The 13,190-nt window shown below is 62.5% G+C and carries 15 protein-coding genes; 6 read left to right on the top strand and 9 right to left on the bottom strand.

Going from position 1 to position 13,190, the window contains the following annotated elements:
* Positions 1 to 65 precede the first annotated feature (65 nt).
* Positions 66 to 1,208 carry a PDDEXK family nuclease gene (locus D3250_RS07305; protein ID WP_147383503.1) on the top strand — a complete coding sequence of 381 codons (1,143 nt, stop codon included), beginning with the start codon at positions 66 to 68 and terminating at the stop codon, positions 1,206 to 1,208.
* A gap of 135 nt (positions 1,209 to 1,343) precedes the next feature.
* Here D3250_RS07305 and D3250_RS07300 read toward each other — a convergent pair whose 3' ends face one another.
* The 3 genes from D3250_RS07300 to ispG form a co-directional block, all read right to left on the bottom strand.
* A complete protein-coding gene (locus tag D3250_RS07300) occupies positions 1,344 to 2,222 on the bottom strand; it encodes a hypothetical protein (RefSeq protein ID WP_119902697.1) in 879 nt (292 codons plus the stop codon).
* A 66-nt stretch (positions 2,223 to 2,288) separates the two neighbouring features.
* Entirely contained in the window at positions 2,289 to 3,200 is a 912-nt protein-coding gene (locus D3250_RS07295; protein ID WP_119902696.1) for a GNAT family N-acetyltransferase, read from the bottom strand.
* Entirely contained in the window at positions 3,175 to 4,329 is a 1,155-nt protein-coding gene (ispG, locus tag D3250_RS07290) for a flavodoxin-dependent (E)-4-hydroxy-3-methylbut-2-enyl-diphosphate synthase (protein ID WP_438830140.1), read from the bottom strand. The genes D3250_RS07295 and ispG overlap by 26 nt, the downstream gene beginning before the upstream one ends.
* Before the next feature lie 126 nt (positions 4,330 to 4,455).
* On the opposite strand from ispG, the gene D3250_RS07285 reads away from it, so the two are divergent.
* Positions 4,456 to 4,995 (top strand): gluconokinase, encoded by a 540-nt coding sequence (locus D3250_RS07285; protein ID WP_225973205.1) that lies wholly within the window; start codon positions 4,456 to 4,458, stop codon positions 4,993 to 4,995.
* Here D3250_RS07285 and D3250_RS07280 read toward each other — a convergent pair.
* Positions 4,970 to 6,451: a M50 family metallopeptidase gene (locus tag D3250_RS07280; RefSeq protein ID WP_119902694.1), complete on the bottom strand. Its 1,482-nt coding sequence runs from the start codon at positions 6,449 to 6,451 to the stop codon at positions 4,970 to 4,972. The genes D3250_RS07285 and D3250_RS07280 overlap by 26 nt on opposite strands.
* Positions 6,448 to 7,695, bottom strand: a complete 1,248-nt coding sequence (dxr, locus tag D3250_RS07275; RefSeq protein ID WP_119902693.1) for a 1-deoxy-D-xylulose-5-phosphate reductoisomerase — start codon at positions 7,693 to 7,695, stop codon at positions 6,448 to 6,450. The genes D3250_RS07280 and dxr overlap by 4 nt, the downstream gene beginning before the upstream one ends.
* A gap of 113 nt (positions 7,696 to 7,808) precedes the next feature.
* Here dxr and D3250_RS07270 point away from each other — a divergent pair, with 113 nt between their 5' ends.
* Both D3250_RS07270 and D3250_RS07265 read left to right on the top strand, forming a co-directional pair.
* Positions 7,809 to 8,276 (top strand): GyrI-like domain-containing protein, encoded by a 468-nt coding sequence (locus D3250_RS07270; RefSeq protein ID WP_119902692.1) that lies wholly within the window; start codon positions 7,809 to 7,811, stop codon positions 8,274 to 8,276.
* Between the two features lie 81 nt (positions 8,277 to 8,357).
* A complete protein-coding gene (locus tag D3250_RS07265; protein WP_318778945.1) occupies positions 8,358 to 8,831 on the top strand; it encodes a GNAT family N-acetyltransferase in 474 nt (157 codons plus the stop codon).
* Between the two features lie 97 nt (positions 8,832 to 8,928).
* Here the strand turns inward: D3250_RS07265 and D3250_RS07260 are convergent, their stop codons facing one another.
* Entirely contained in the window at positions 8,929 to 9,441 is a 513-nt protein-coding gene (locus tag D3250_RS07260) for a winged helix-turn-helix transcriptional regulator (RefSeq protein ID WP_225973204.1), read from the bottom strand.
* 163 nt (positions 9,442 to 9,604) lie between these two features.
* Between D3250_RS07260 and D3250_RS07255 the strand changes: the two genes are divergently transcribed.
* Together D3250_RS07255 and D3250_RS07250 are read left to right on the top strand one after the other, a co-directional pair.
* Entirely contained in the window at positions 9,605 to 10,147 is a 543-nt protein-coding gene (locus D3250_RS07255; protein ID WP_225973203.1) for a dihydrofolate reductase family protein, read from the top strand.
* Positions 10,148 to 10,433: 286 nt separating this feature from the next.
* Positions 10,434 to 11,057 carry a winged helix-turn-helix domain-containing protein gene (locus D3250_RS07250; RefSeq protein WP_119902688.1) on the top strand — a complete coding sequence of 208 codons (624 nt, stop codon included), beginning with the start codon at positions 10,434 to 10,436 and terminating at the stop codon, positions 11,055 to 11,057.
* 78 nt (positions 11,058 to 11,135) lie between these two features.
* Here the strand turns inward: D3250_RS07250 and D3250_RS07245 are convergent, their stop codons facing one another.
* The 3 genes from D3250_RS07245 to frr are packed head-to-tail and all read right to left on the bottom strand — an operon-like array spanning position 11,136 to position 13,169.
* Positions 11,136 to 11,696: a DivIVA domain-containing protein gene (locus D3250_RS07245; protein ID WP_119902687.1), complete on the bottom strand. Its 561-nt coding sequence runs from the start codon at positions 11,694 to 11,696 to the stop codon at positions 11,136 to 11,138.
* Between the two features lie 2 nt (positions 11,697 to 11,698).
* A complete protein-coding gene (locus D3250_RS07240; RefSeq protein ID WP_119902686.1) occupies positions 11,699 to 12,607 on the bottom strand; it encodes a phosphatidate cytidylyltransferase in 909 nt (302 codons plus the stop codon).
* 4 nt (positions 12,608 to 12,611) lie between these two features.
* A complete protein-coding gene (gene frr, locus D3250_RS07235) occupies positions 12,612 to 13,169 on the bottom strand; it encodes a ribosome recycling factor (protein ID WP_119902685.1) in 558 nt (185 codons plus the stop codon).
* Positions 13,170 to 13,190: the final 21 nt, after the last annotated feature.

Here is a 13,190-nt window from a genome sequence, read left to right as displayed (position 1 = left end):
GCGCTCTTGTCCACAGTTATTAATAATCTGCACCAAAATTGATCAAAATGCGCCATTCTTGATTTATGGCGACAATGAATGATGTGCCCCAGCGCAGCAGAATCGCGCAGGCGCGGGTCACTGGTTTGGACAATGCAGCTGATCGGCTGCGGAACCGAGTCAACAGCGCCGAGCTGGTCAGGGTGCGGCGCGGTTGCTACATCGATGCCTCCGCCTGGTTGCGCAGTCCCCCATGGGAGCGGCACCTCATCGCCGCAGTCGCCGCGGGCCTGAGTAGGGAGACAGAGATCTTCTGCCGGGAGACCGCCCTGGCCCTGTACGGCGTCCCGCTTCTGCAAACACCGGACGCTGTTCATCTGCGCACAGGGAACAACGGCCGGACGGGACGACGCCCAGCTGCGGCGATCACCGGCGCCGCGTCGCGGTCAGCGTTGGCAAGAGCCTGGCACGGCACATTTGGCGAGAGGCCCAGCGGGGAGGCTTGGTTGCGCCGGTTTAACGGTGTCGACACCAAGCGCATCCAGTACCCGCTCCCCCTACGAGCAGAAGTGCGAAAGGGGCTGAACCCCCTCGCTGAGGCTGAGTATCAGCGAGCACTGCAGCGCCTGGCGCCACCGCTGCTGGAACACTTCAACCCCGGCGAGGTTCGGCTCCACGCCGAGCCGTTGGAGTTGTGCGTGGTGGACACTGCGTGTCAGGCGGACCCGGCTGCTGCAGTCGTAATCCTCGATGCGGTGCTCGCTGGCCGGTTCACGGGCCGGAGAGTGCAACGCAGCGCCTTTGATCCCTGGTTAGCATGTCTGCCGAGTGCACGTGCAAGGGCCCGGTGGGACAGCGCTCTTGCATTTGCAGATCCGCTCGCTGAATCACCTGGGGAATCGCTGTCCCGGGTGCGCATCGCCCAATTGGGATTCCGCAAACCGATCCTACAGCACAGCATCACCGCCTCCGGGGGGCGGCACTACCGGACGGACTTCTGCTGGCCGGAGGCGAGGATTGTCGGAGAGTTCGACGGCCACATGAAGTACACCCGCGCGAAGGCGCTGCAGGACGCGGAGCCGGCTGAGGTTGTTGTATGGGAGAAGACGCGGGAACGTCGCATCGAACAGCAGGGGTACCGCGTGGTGCGTTGGGATTGGGCTGATCTGCGCTCACCGGAGACGCTACGGCGTCTCCTCGATGACTACGGGGTTCCGCGCGCCGCTTGAGAAACGTACATACGGATGCCCGGCGAACGTACGCTGCTGGCTCCCTGCTCGCCGTTCCCACCCCGCCTTATCGGCACGTCACCGCGCGATAATGCGATGTCAGACGGATGTGAGGGGGTAGAGCCTCAGGCATCCTCAATCCGAGTCGTCATCGGCAGAATCGTCGGCGTTCTCGCTGTCCGCCTCCTCAGAATCGTCAGCGTCGTCGGTGTCTTGTTCCTCATCGGAGTCAGCGTCGTCCTCAGGTTCGGGTTCCGGAGCCACAATCTCTTCACCCGCAAGCGCGGAAAGCACCTCAGCGGCGCGGGCCTCCAAATCGGTCAGGGCATCCTCCTGCTCGGCCTCGGGATCCTCCGGATCGGAAGCGAGCACGGTGTGCGCTCCCTGGCGCAACAACACCGTGAGGTCACGCTGCGCAGTCTCCGGGGCCTCCATCTCCCTGCCGACGGCGAGCCCGTCCTCAGCCCCGGTGCGCACTCGCAACTCGGTCACGGCAGTCTCCGCCTTCAGCTCCTCCTCCCCAAGATCTCGAACGACGGTGTGCTCCGCGCAGCGCTCCACACCCAGGCGCTCGGAGTCCACGTACTCCTGGGCGGAGTCGGCATCAGTGAAGGTGTAGATCACTGTCCGGGAGTCGTCGGTCTCGGCCAGTGCGCCGAGCGCGCCCGGGGGTACGGGCAGCGCTGATGCCGTGACATAGGGTTTGCAGTCCGTGGGGTGGACCTCCAGCCGCTGCAGCTCTCGGTTGAGATCGCGCAGATTGGGCCACCAGTCGTCGGTGTCGGTGAGGGTGGCCGGGGCCAGGGTTTCCTCCAGCACCTCCCGCATCTCTTGGTGCGTCAGCTGCTGTCCTATTGGTTCGGGTGCCTCGGCCTGGGCTTCGGCAACGGAACTGTCCAGAGACCCTCCCCCCAGCGGGGAGTCATCAGTCTCCAGGTCCGCCTCACAGCCAACGAGCGTAGGAAGTGCCAGCAGCAGCATGGCAAGACCCGGCGCGGCAAAGAATGGTTTCATCACCCCTCAGTATGTCGGGCCTCCGTGCTGGCCGGCCGAAGCACTCGCCGGATCGTGCACAGCTGCTCAGAAGAGGACGGTCGCGTAGGTGCCGGCGTGCTGGAACCCGACCCGCTCGTAGGCGCGGATGGCGGGAATGTTGTACGCGTTGACGTAAAGGCTGACGCGGGGAGCCAGGCTGAGCCCGTAGTTGACGACTGCAGCCATGCCCGGGGCGGCAAGCCCGCGCCCCCGCCACTTGGGATTGACCCACACCCCCTGGACCTGAACAGCCTGGTCAGTGACGGATCCGAACTCTGCCTTGAAGGTGATCTGCCGGGTTTCTGGGTCCACAGCAATCAACGAATGGCCCGCTTGAATGAGCCCACGAATCCGTTCGCGGTACTGGCTGGCGCCATGATCATAGGGGGAGAAACCAAGCTCTTCGGTGAACATGGCCGCACAAGCTTGTTCGACGGCGTCGAACTCCTCTGGGCGGGACCGCCGCACCCCAGGCAACGGTCTCATTTCCGGTTCCTGGTACATCACCATCAATGGCTGCTCGGCGCGCACTTCTCTGTGATTGGACCACCCGGTGGCTTCGAAGAGCGACAGGACAGCCTCGGATCGCCCATAAATGGAAGAGACTCTGCGACGAAGCGCTCTGGCTGCACGCCCAAAATGTTGCGCAGTGGTGGCATTGGCACCGACAGGAATAATGTTCGAACCCAACCAGCAGGCGGAGACCAGTTCCGGGGCGGGGCCATCACCGGGTTCTGCGGCGTCTATCCCCAACAGCAGTGCGCTCTGACGGCCTTTGCTGAGTCCGGCGGTTCCACGCTGCTGCAGGGCTGCCGCGACGGAAGTGTTCCCCACCGGGTCAGCCTCCAGCAGCTTGTGCAGAGCACACGTGTCTTCGCCGGTGAGGACGCGGACTCTCCCACCGGTAGCGCGAGTAACTTTGCCGTCGGGACTAGCTGACGGAGACCACAGGGGCACCGGAAGAGGCGTCCTCTCCCTCAGAGCTGAGCTCCATCTGTTCAGCGAGCCGGTTAGCCTCCTCGATCAGGGTCTCCACGATCTGATCCTCGGGGACGGTCTTGATGACCTCTCCCTTGACGAAGATCTGGCCCTTGCCGTTGCCTGATGCCACGCCGAGGTCAGCGTCGCGGGCTTCCCCGGGTCCGTTGACCACGCAACCCATCACGGCCACTCGCAACGGGTGCTCCATGCCTTCCAAACCGGCGGTGACGTCGTCGGCGAGCTTGTAGACGTCCACCTGAGCTCGCCCGCAGGAGGGACAGGAGACAATTTCCAGCTTGCGCGGCCTCAGGTTCAGCGACTCCAGCAGCTGGTTGCCGACCTTCACCTCTTCGGCCGGTGGCGCGGAGAGGGAGACCCGAATGGTGTCGCCGATGCCCTGCGACAGCAGCGCGCCGAATGCGGTGGCGGACTTGATGGTCCCCTGGAAGGCCGGGCCGGCTTCGGTGACGCCCAGGTGCAGGGGCCAATCGCCGCGCTCAGCGAGCATCTGGTAGGCCTGCACCATGATCACCGGGTCACTGTGCTTGACCGAAATCTTGAAGTCGTGGAAATCGTGCTCCTCAAAGAGACCGGCCTCCCAGACCGCGGACTCCACGAGCGCCTCCGGGGTGGCCTTGCCGTACTTGTCCATCAGTCGCTTGTCCAGCGACCCGGCATTGACTCCAATACGCAGACTCACACCGTGGTCTTTGGCCATCTTCGCGATCTCGCCGACCTGATCGTCAAACTTCCGGATATTTCCAGGGTTGACGCGGACCGCACCACAACCAGCCTCAATCGCCGCGTAGACGTACTTTGGTTGAAAGTGAATATCGGCGATCACTGGGATCTGCGACTTCATCGCAATGATTGGCAGCGCCTGAGCGTCTTTGTCGGTGGGGCACGCCACGCGCACAATGTCACACCCTGAGGCAGTCAGTTCCGCGATCTGCTGAAGGGTGGCGTTGATGTCGTGGGTCTTCGTGGTGGTCATCGACTGCACCGATATCTGGTGGTCGCTTCCGACCCCCACATCGCCGACCATGAAATTGCGGGTCTTTCGCCGCGGGGCCAGGACGGGAGGCTCTTCCTTCACCGTGGGCATGCCGAGATTTATCGCGTTCACTCCTCCATGGTACCGATGACGACGACGCCTGCTCACCTCTGCCTGCTCACTTCTCCCCTGGCTTATCCTGGTCCGCAGCGCCATTGGTTGCTGGGGTGGAATACTGTGACTTCACCAACCCTCTGGGAGGTAAGCGTGGCCGCGATTGTGGTGATGGGCGTCTCCGGCTGTGGAAAGTCAACGGTGGGAAGCCTGCTCGCTGCGCGGCTCGGCCGGGAGTTCGCCGATGCCGACGATCTCCACGCACCCGAGGCCAGAGCGTCGATGGCCGCAGGCACTGCCCTGACAGATGAGGACCGTGCCCCGTGGCTGAGACGAGTCGGCCAGCGGATTGCCGCTGCTGAGTCCAACTCGGAGATCGTCGTGGCGTGTTCGGCGCTGAAGCGGAGCTATCGAGACCTGATTCGGCAGGAAGCCGGAGCTGTTTTCCTGGTGCATCTGCACGGCAGCTACGAGCTCCTTCAGTCTCGGGTCGCCGCCCGGACCGGCCATTTCATGCCGTCTGAACTCCTGACCTCGCAGTTGGCGACACTGGAGCCGCTGCAGGCAGATGAGCTTGGCGTCACTCTCAGTGTCGATCAGGGGTGCGACACCCTGCTCGACGCCGCCGTCGAGTGGGTCAATCGAACAGGCGAATCGGGTTAACAATGTCTGCCAATATCAGCATCACGCCCATCCCGATCAGCAGTATGGCCACCACGTAGGTCAGCGGCAGCAGCTTCGAGATGTCGAACGGTCCCGGATCAGGGCGTCCCAGCAGCTTCGCCAATCTTCTGCGCAGCCCCTCATAGAGCGCCCCTGCCACATGTCCGCCGTCCAGCGGCAGCAGCGGGATGAGGTTGAACACCATCAGCGCCACGTTGACACCAGCCACCAGGGACATCAGCGTCGCGAAGCGCGACTCCAACGGGATCTGGTCCTGAGCCGAGATTTCACCCGCCACCCGGCCGACTCCCACTACGGACATCGGCCCATCTGGGTCGCGCTCCACCTCGGTAAACGTGGAGACCCCTACGTCGTACATGCGCTGCGGCAGGGTGAGCACCACTTCACCCACGGCCCTGGTCTGTTCGTAAACGATCGGCCCGGCCTCCCAGGGGGGCTGACGCTGCACTTCAGTTAAGGAGAGCACGCCGATGAAACCTACCGGCTCGGTCACCAACGAACCGTCAGCATCCCGCTCTGGGGCGCCCATCCGGCCCTCGATCGGCCGTTCGGTGAGGATGGGCGTGACCTCCGTAGTGAGTTCCTCCCCGTCGCGCAGATAAAGGACCTGGCTCGGAGTTCCGGCTGCATCCCGAATGAGTGGTGTGAGGTCCTCCCATTCGTCGATCTCCGTCCCTCCGAAAGCCACAATCTCATCCCCGGGCTCCAGGCCGGCCTCATAGGCGGGGCCAGCCGGATCATTCTCGGTGCACTCCCGCTCTTCCAATGACTCTGCTGCATCCTCGGCCTCTACGGTGGTGATGCACTCGAAGACATCGGCTACTTCAGTGGTGGCGGTGTTCATCCCGTGCAGTGAAACCGTGCCTGCGGTCAGCAGCAGAGCCAAAATGCCGTTCATGGCCGGGCCACCCAGCATTATGATGACTTTCTTCCACGTGGCCAGTCGAAAGAACATCCGCTGCTCATCGCCGGGGCGCAGCTCCTCGGAGGCTACCTCGCGTGCCTCCTGGGACATCTGCTGGAAGATGCCGGTGGAGTGGGACATCACCGTCTTCTGCTCATCCGGCAGGCGCTCGGCAGCAGAACTGCGCTCCACCGGCGGAGCCACATACTGCGCGCCCACCTGCTGGAGGTATGGGTCAGTGGGCCCGGAGTCTTCGTGATCCTCTGCCGCGGCGTCGTCGTGCTTCTGCTCCGGCGGTGGGTACATGCCGATCATGGCGACGTAGCCGCCCAGCGGCACAGCCTTAATGCCGTATTCGGTCTCACCCCTGACCTTGGACCACAGGGTGGGGCCGAACCCGACCATGTACTGGGTTACTCGGACTTTGAAGAGTTTGGCTGGCAGCAGGTGGCCCACCTCGTGCAGAGCGATGGAGACGATGATGCCGATCGCCATGATCAGCACTCCGGCTAACATCAGCATTGCCGTCATCGCACTACACCCGACGACGCCGCCCATGACTGCGCGATCAGCGCTTCTGCGCTCTGCCTGGCCCACTCCTCTGCACCCAGCACGGCCTCCAGATCTGCCTCAGACTCTGGCACTCCGGTGTGCTGGGCAAGTACCTGCTCCACGGTGGCGAGGATCCCGGTGAACCCGAGACGGCCGGTGTGGAATGCTCCTACGGCCTGCTCATTGGCGGCGTTGTACACCGCCATATGGGTCGCAGAGCTGGCGGCGGCCTGTTTCGCGAGCTGGACCGCGGGGAACGCACTGTGGTCCAGCGGTTCGAAGTCCCAGCTCATCGGGTGGGACCAGTCCATGGGATAGTCCACCTGCGGCAGACGATCCGGCCAGCTGAGCCCCAACGCAATCGGCACCAGCATGCGCGGAGGACCCGCCTGGGCAATCGTCGAGCCGTCGTGAAACTCCACCAGAGAGTGAATGTACTGCTGGGGATGAATCACGGTCTCCACCCGATCCAGCGGGACGTCGAAGAGCAGATGAGCCTCCACCACCTCCAGTGCCTTATTGACCATGGTGGCCGAGTTGGTAGTGACCATGAGCCCCATAGCGAAGTTCGGGTGTTTCAGTGCCTGCTCCGGCGTCACAGCAGCGAGGTCTTGGGCATCCCACCCGCGGAACGGCCCACCGGAGGCGGTGAGGATCAGCTTCGCCACCTCCGTTTCACCGGAGAGCTCCTCCTGGTCAGCGACGGGCACTGCGCAAATACCCCTCTGGTGACGACCGGAAGCCAGGGCCTGAGCCAATGCGGAGTGTTCTGAGTCCACTGGAACAATCTGGCCCGGCCGCTGGACAGCCTGTTGGACCAGTGAACCGCCGACCACCAGAGATTCCTTGTTGGCCAGGGCGAGGGTGGCGCCGGACCTGAGCGCGGAGAGGGTCGGCTTCAGACCGATAGAGCCAGTGATGGCGTTGAGCACCACGTCAGCATCAGAGTGTGCGGCAATGTGCTCCGCTGACTCACTTCCGGTGATGAGCTCGGAGTCCAGACCGCTCAGCTGCTCTGCCAGGATGGCGGCGGCGGAGTCGTCCCGGATGCCCACCAGCTCAGGCTGGAAAGTGCGCGCCTGCTCTGCGAGGAGCGCGGCGTTGGTGCCGGCGCAGAGCGCGACGACACGAAAAGACTCTGGATGCGCGGCAATGACCTCCAGCGCCTGGATTCCGATGGAGCCGGTAGAGCCCAGAATGGCAACGCGGCGAGGAAGCGACATGCGCTCCATTATCCCGCCTCGGCCACGGGCGCCAAACTCTTCACCCTTGACTCCGCGCCCCAGGGGGATCATCGTGGTCAGTGAACTCCCTTTCGACGCGATGGAGCACCGCAATGGGAACTGCTGAGATAGTGACCAAGTCCTTGCCTGAGGTGCGGTTGGCGGCCGACCGAAGCATTGTCCGTGATCAGCGGACAATGGCCAGTGTGGTGGGGCCGGCGTTCGATCGGATCGCTTCCATACTCGGAGGAACCATCGGAGCGCTTGACGCTCCTATTGCGGCTTACTCCCTGACCGCTGAGGGCACAGAAGTCACCGTCGGCTACGAATACGCCGGAGAGCCGCACCCAGGTTTCGAAATAATCACCCTTCCCGCCGTGGAGGAAGCGTTAACCACTGTCCATCACGGGAGCATGAGTCGCATACACCTCAGCTGGCAAGCTCTGCACGAGGAGATCCGGACCCACGGCTACGAGCCGTACGGTCCGTGCCGTGAGTTCTACATCCGCGCCGCATCCTCCGATCAGTCGAGCTGGCTCACCGAACTTCAGCAGCCGGTCCGGGTGAACAAGAGCCCGTAAGCCGGAACACGGCGAGCAGGTAGGCTGGAGGAACCCCACTTTCAGATGTCTCGGCCACAAGCCGATGTGAAGGAGCCTTCCATGGAGATTACTCTGCGCGATGTGCAGGCGGAGGACTTGGACCAGTTCTTCGCCTTTCAGCAGGACGCTGACGCGGCTCATATGGCCGGTTTCGCGCCGACCAACCCCAGGGATCGGTCGATTTTCGACCACCACTGGGGCGAGCTTCTCAACGATAAGAGGTCCTTGGTCCGCACCATTGACGTGGACGGCCAAGCCGCGGGTTCAATCGCCGTGTTCCGCGATGGTGACATCCACGAGGTGATGTTTTGGACCGATAAGCAGTTCTGGGGCAACGGTGTCACAACCACAGCGTTCGACCAGTTCCTTGAGGAGTTCACCGAACGTCCCCTCCGTGCCCGGGTGGTTACTGACAATGTGGGCACGCTGAAGATTCTTGAGTCCCGCGGCTTCACCGAGATCGGGGAGGAACAGGTATTCTCCAATGCCCGCGCCCAGGTCATCACCGAGAAACTTTTTGAACTGACGCGTTGAGCGCCGCAGCTCAACGGTATGACGGCGTCTCACGCGATGCTCACTGCTGCGGCATTCTGGCCACTGGATGAACGGTTCGCCGCCAGGTCGGTGTGACCTACCCTGGTGAGGAATCTCCAGGAGCCAACGTCGCCCGGTAGGCGTGCTCCAGCTCTTCGAAGACGGATGGATGCTCCTGCGGCGGTGCTCCCAGGTGCATCGTGCGGAGTTCCGACATGAAGCGCTCCCACAACTGCGGCCCGCCATCCTCGAGCACCTTGGAGCGGATGCTCAGTTCCGGGCTCACCGGCAGAAATTTGCGACCCCAAGCGCCAAGCTGCACCAGCACAGGTACCAGCTGGATGGCCCTTTCGGTCAGACTGTACAGCTGGCGCTGCTTATGTGAGGGGTCCTGTTCCTTGGTGACCAACCCAAGGTCAAGCAGCTGTTTGAGGCGGGCGCTGAGGATGTTTGAGGCGATGCCCTCCTCAGACTCCCCCAACAACTGACGGTAGTGCCTGCGGTTTCCAAACATGATGTCCCGGATCACGATCAGAGACCAGCTGTCCCCCAACACTTCCAAAGACAGGTTGATGGGACAGCCTGATCGATGCTGCGCCGTTTCGGTCACGGGGTCCTCTCCCAAAGTTTGTATAACTGATTGCATTCTACCTTCGGTTGTGGTGCTATATGTACATGCTCCTGAGGGCGACCCTGATTTATGGCGCATCGCTGCCTCTGTACGGCGACAGAGCTGCAGGTCGACCACGTGTGGAACGTCGATGGACGGAGCGATGACCACCTTCATCTATTCCGCCGCAGCCTCCGCCGATGGATACATCGCTGGCCCCGGCGGCGACATGCAATGGTTACGGGCCTTTATGGGCGGGGACCCAGACCCGCTGTTGGAGAAGATGATCCCCCAGGTGACAGCACTGCTGATCGGCCGCACCACCTTCGACGGGGACGATCCGAACGCTGGTGACTCCAAGAAGGAGGGCGCTTTCGAAGGCCGCTGGGAAGGCCCCCAAATCGTACTGACCCACCGGCCCGCAGAAGGGGCAGCCGAAGGGTTCACCTTCACTCACTCTCTGGAGGAAGCCATTGAGACTGCGCGCCAAGCTGCCGGCACTGACGGAATGGTGCATGTGCTCGGGGCCGACGTCGCCCGCCAGTGCCTCGAAGCCGGTGTGTTGGACGAAGTGCTGCTGGCCACCGTCCCAATTTTTCTGGGTGGGGGGACCCCTGCATTGCGGGGCGCCAAGCGTTCGTTTCCGCTCGAAGTGGTCACCAGGTCACCGAATGGTTCGACATGCCACTACCGTGTGCTCAGGTGAACCCCGCACTGTGATCACTACTCGTCTGTGTCAGGTCTTGAGTCTCCTCAGAATTGGCGCGGCAGCAGGAGAGCCCGGACAATAGCGGCCTCGCGCCTGATTTCGGCATCTCGGATTCGACGCCGCCTGGTCTCGCGCCGCTTTCTAGGTTCAGTGGAGGCTGCTGCGGTGCGGTGGTTGTGCGCCATGAGGTTCTTCTCCGTAGACTAGTACCAAGAAATACTTGCAGAGTTTTCTTTGCAAGTATTTGAATGCAACTATACATCTGCAAAGGTTTCTCTGCAATATGTCTGAATCGCGCAGCACCGCGGAACGGTTCGCCGAAAATGCCCAGGTCAAAGATGTCCGCACCCTGAAGGCGTTCACCCATCCACTGCGGATGAGAATCCTCGACTACTTGAATGACCGAGAAGATGCCACGTCGACTACGCTGGCCAAACATCTCAATGAGTCAACCGGACAAACCTCCTACCATCTGCGGCAGTTGGAGAAATTTGGGCTCGTGGAAGAAATCGCCGGGAAAGGAACTGGGCGTGAGCGATGGTGGCGATCCAAGGGTCTCAACGTCGCCCCCGAGGACGCTCAGGCACTCGCCCAACAGACCCCTTTGCTGCGCACTCTCGCCCAGCGTCAAACTGCTGAACGTGCAGAGAAGCTCAGTGCCTTCCAGGGACGGCTCGCAGAGGAGGAGGCAGCGTGGGTGGAGGCCTCCGCCATGACTACTATCAGCACACCACTGACGGCTGCTGAACTCGCGGCCTTCCGCAATGAGGTGTGGGACGTCGCTGATCGTCATACGGAGGCTGCCAAGAGCCGCCGGGATGCCGGTGAGTCAGACGGCCGCCGCCGGGTGCGGATCCACTTTGACGCTTTCCCGCTTCCAGAGGACGACGCCGCGGGAGAAGATTGAGCGATAGCAGGGCTGGCACCTTCGCCGCCTAGCCCATCGCTCCAGCCCTGAATCGGCCCTTCACTGCGGCCGATCTCATCAGCCGACTGAGGCCATAATCTCAGTCATACGGTCAAGGAAAGCATCCACCTGAGCCTCGTCATAGGCCTCAGCCGCGGTTGCCGTCGCGAAGGTGATGGTGCGAATCTCGTCCACACTCATGGGATTTTCCCCATCGAGGTACTTCTCCAGTTCTCGGCATAAGTGGTCCACCTCACTCCGGCGATAACCTACCGTGCTTTCCCCGGCGGGCTCACGGAAGCGCTGCCCGTCAGGCCGCTCCATTCGGCGGCGCAGCGGCTGTGAACGGTAGTGGAGCTGCTCATACCAGGCATCCTCACCGAACTGATCAATGTAGCGGTCGCGCTCCGCCCCGGCGAAAGCGTCTTCAAGTCGGTCCAGGGCGGAATCAACCTCCACAGGACTGTATCCCCCGGGGCCCATAGAGAAGCTGGCCTGGCGAATCTCCGCAAGCGGCATGCCGCGACCGGAGTCATAGGCCTCGCGGGCGCGGGCCATGAACTGGTCAACTTCGGCGCGATCGTACCCCTGATCTTTATCCTCAAGCAGAGTGAACAGTGGTGCGGAAGTGGTAGACATAGCTATAAGCCTAACGGCAGACCGGCTGAGTCTCCGGTCAACGCCACGATCACGAAGTAAGCGGTGGGCATCGCGAACACAAGTGAGTCCAATCGGTCCATCACTCCGCCGTGGCCGGGCAACACTTGGGACATGTCCTTGATGGCGAGCTCGCGTTTGACCATCGACTCGCTGAAGTCGCCGGCGGTGGAGGCGACCACAACCGCGGCGGCCAATAGTGCACCCACATACACCGGTTCGTCGAAGATCAGCCACGAGGCCAGCACTCCCACCAGGATGGCCCCACCCATAGACCCGGCGAAACCTTCCCAGGACTTCTTCGGTGAAATCTTGGGGGCCATGGGGTGCTTGCCGAAAATCACTCCGACGACGTAGCCGAAGGTGTCATTGGAGACCACAAGAAGGACGACCACCACGAGTCTCCATTCACCCTGGTCAACCTGGATCACCAGCAGGGCGAAAGAGATCAGGAAGGGCACCCAGCAGGCGACGAAGAGCGAGGCCACAATGCTCCGGCCCGGGTCAGGCACACGCCACACGGCTGCGCCTACAAGGACGGCGACTCCGGTGATCATCAGCGCAAGGGTCAGCGCCTCCACACCACCCCAGTATGCTGCTGCGGGCATGGCAGCAGCACCCAGGTAGAGGGGAACTTTGGGGATCCGCAACCGAGGGGCGTCGTCGAGCTCATGGGCTTCGAGAGCCCGCGCCACTTCCCACACGCCCAGGCAGAGCACCACTATCCAAACGGCGATCAGCAGGGGTTGGAACCAGAAGATTCCGAAGACTGCCGGGACCAACAGCACTGTCCCGGTGGCGATGGCCGCAGGCAGGTTGCGCCCGGCCTTGACCCGACGCGCCTTTTCGGGAGCCGCAGCGGGCTGAGAGTCTCGTGGCGGCGTCGTCATCATGTGCTCAGACTTCGAGCAGTTCCGCCTCTTTGCGTTTGATCATCTCGTCAATGCGGTCGGTGTACTGCCTGGTCATCCCGTCGAGCTCTTTGAGCCCGCGGTCGCCGTCATCCTCGCCGATGTCGCCGTCCTTGACGGCCTTGTCGATGGCGTCCTTGGCTTTGCGGCGTGCGTTGCGAACCGAGACTTTGTGGTCCTCACCTTTGGACTTCACCAGTTTGACGTACTCTCTGCGGCGCTCTTCGGTGAGATCCGGCATGGTGATGCGGATCTGTTTGCCGTCATTGGAAGGGTTCGCGCCGATCTCTGAGTCGGACAGCGCCTTCTCGATCTCGCGCATCGCGGAGATGTCATAGGGAGTGATGAGGATGGTGCGGGCGTCCGGAGTGGTGAAGGAAGCCAACTGCTGCAGCGGTGTCGGCGCTCCATAGTAGTCGACCAGCACTTTGGAGTACAGGGAAGGGTTGGCCCGGCCTGTGCGCACGGTGGCAAAGTCTTCGGATGTGGCATCCACGGCCCGCTGCATCAAGTCGTCAGCTTCGAGCAGGGTCTCTTCAGTCACGGGTCTCTCCTTGAGCTGTAG

The sequence above is a fragment of the Nesterenkonia natronophila genome (assembly GCF_003595215.1).
GTDB lineage: Bacteria > Actinomycetota > Actinomycetes > Actinomycetales > Micrococcaceae > Nesterenkonia > Nesterenkonia natronophila.
The sequence above is the reverse complement of the archived record's forward strand: the minus strand, read 5'-3'. Positions and strand labels throughout refer to the sequence as shown.

What these genes read in the sequence shown, in the direction of transcription:
- D3250_RS07250 (WP_119902688.1), top strand. Translation starts at nt 10,434, where the DNA reads ATGTCTGAATCGCGCAGCACCGCGGAACGGTTCGCCGAAAATGCCCAG.
- D3250_RS07300 (WP_119902697.1), bottom strand. Translation starts at nt 2,222, where the DNA reads ATGAAACCATTCTTTGCCGCGCCGGGTCTTGCCATGCTGCTGCTGGCA.
- D3250_RS07305 (WP_147383503.1), top strand. Translation starts at nt 66, where the DNA reads ATGGCGACAATGAATGATGTGCCCCAGCGCAGCAGAATCGCGCAGGCG.
- dxr (WP_119902693.1), bottom strand. Translation starts at nt 7,695, where the DNA reads ATGTCGCTTCCTCGCCGCGTTGCCATTCTGGGCTCTACCGGCTCCATC.
- ispG (WP_438830140.1), bottom strand. Translation starts at nt 4,329, where the DNA reads ATGCCCACGGTGAAGGAAGAGCCTCCCGTCCTGGCCCCGCGGCGAAAG.
- D3250_RS07270 (WP_119902692.1), top strand. Translation starts at nt 7,809, where the DNA reads ATGGGAACTGCTGAGATAGTGACCAAGTCCTTGCCTGAGGTGCGGTTG.
- D3250_RS07265 (WP_318778945.1), top strand. Translation starts at nt 8,358, where the DNA reads ATGGAGATTACTCTGCGCGATGTGCAGGCGGAGGACTTGGACCAGTTC.
- D3250_RS07280 (WP_119902694.1), bottom strand. Translation starts at nt 6,451, where the DNA reads ATGACGGCAATGCTGATGTTAGCCGGAGTGCTGATCATGGCGATCGGC.
- D3250_RS07245 (WP_119902687.1), bottom strand. Translation starts at nt 11,696, where the DNA reads ATGTCTACCACTTCCGCACCACTGTTCACTCTGCTTGAGGATAAAGAT.
- D3250_RS07255 (WP_225973203.1), top strand. Translation starts at nt 9,605, where the DNA reads ATGACCACCTTCATCTATTCCGCCGCAGCCTCCGCCGATGGATACATC.
- D3250_RS07240 (WP_119902686.1), bottom strand. Translation starts at nt 12,607, where the DNA reads ATGATGACGACGCCGCCACGAGACTCTCAGCCCGCTGCGGCTCCCGAA.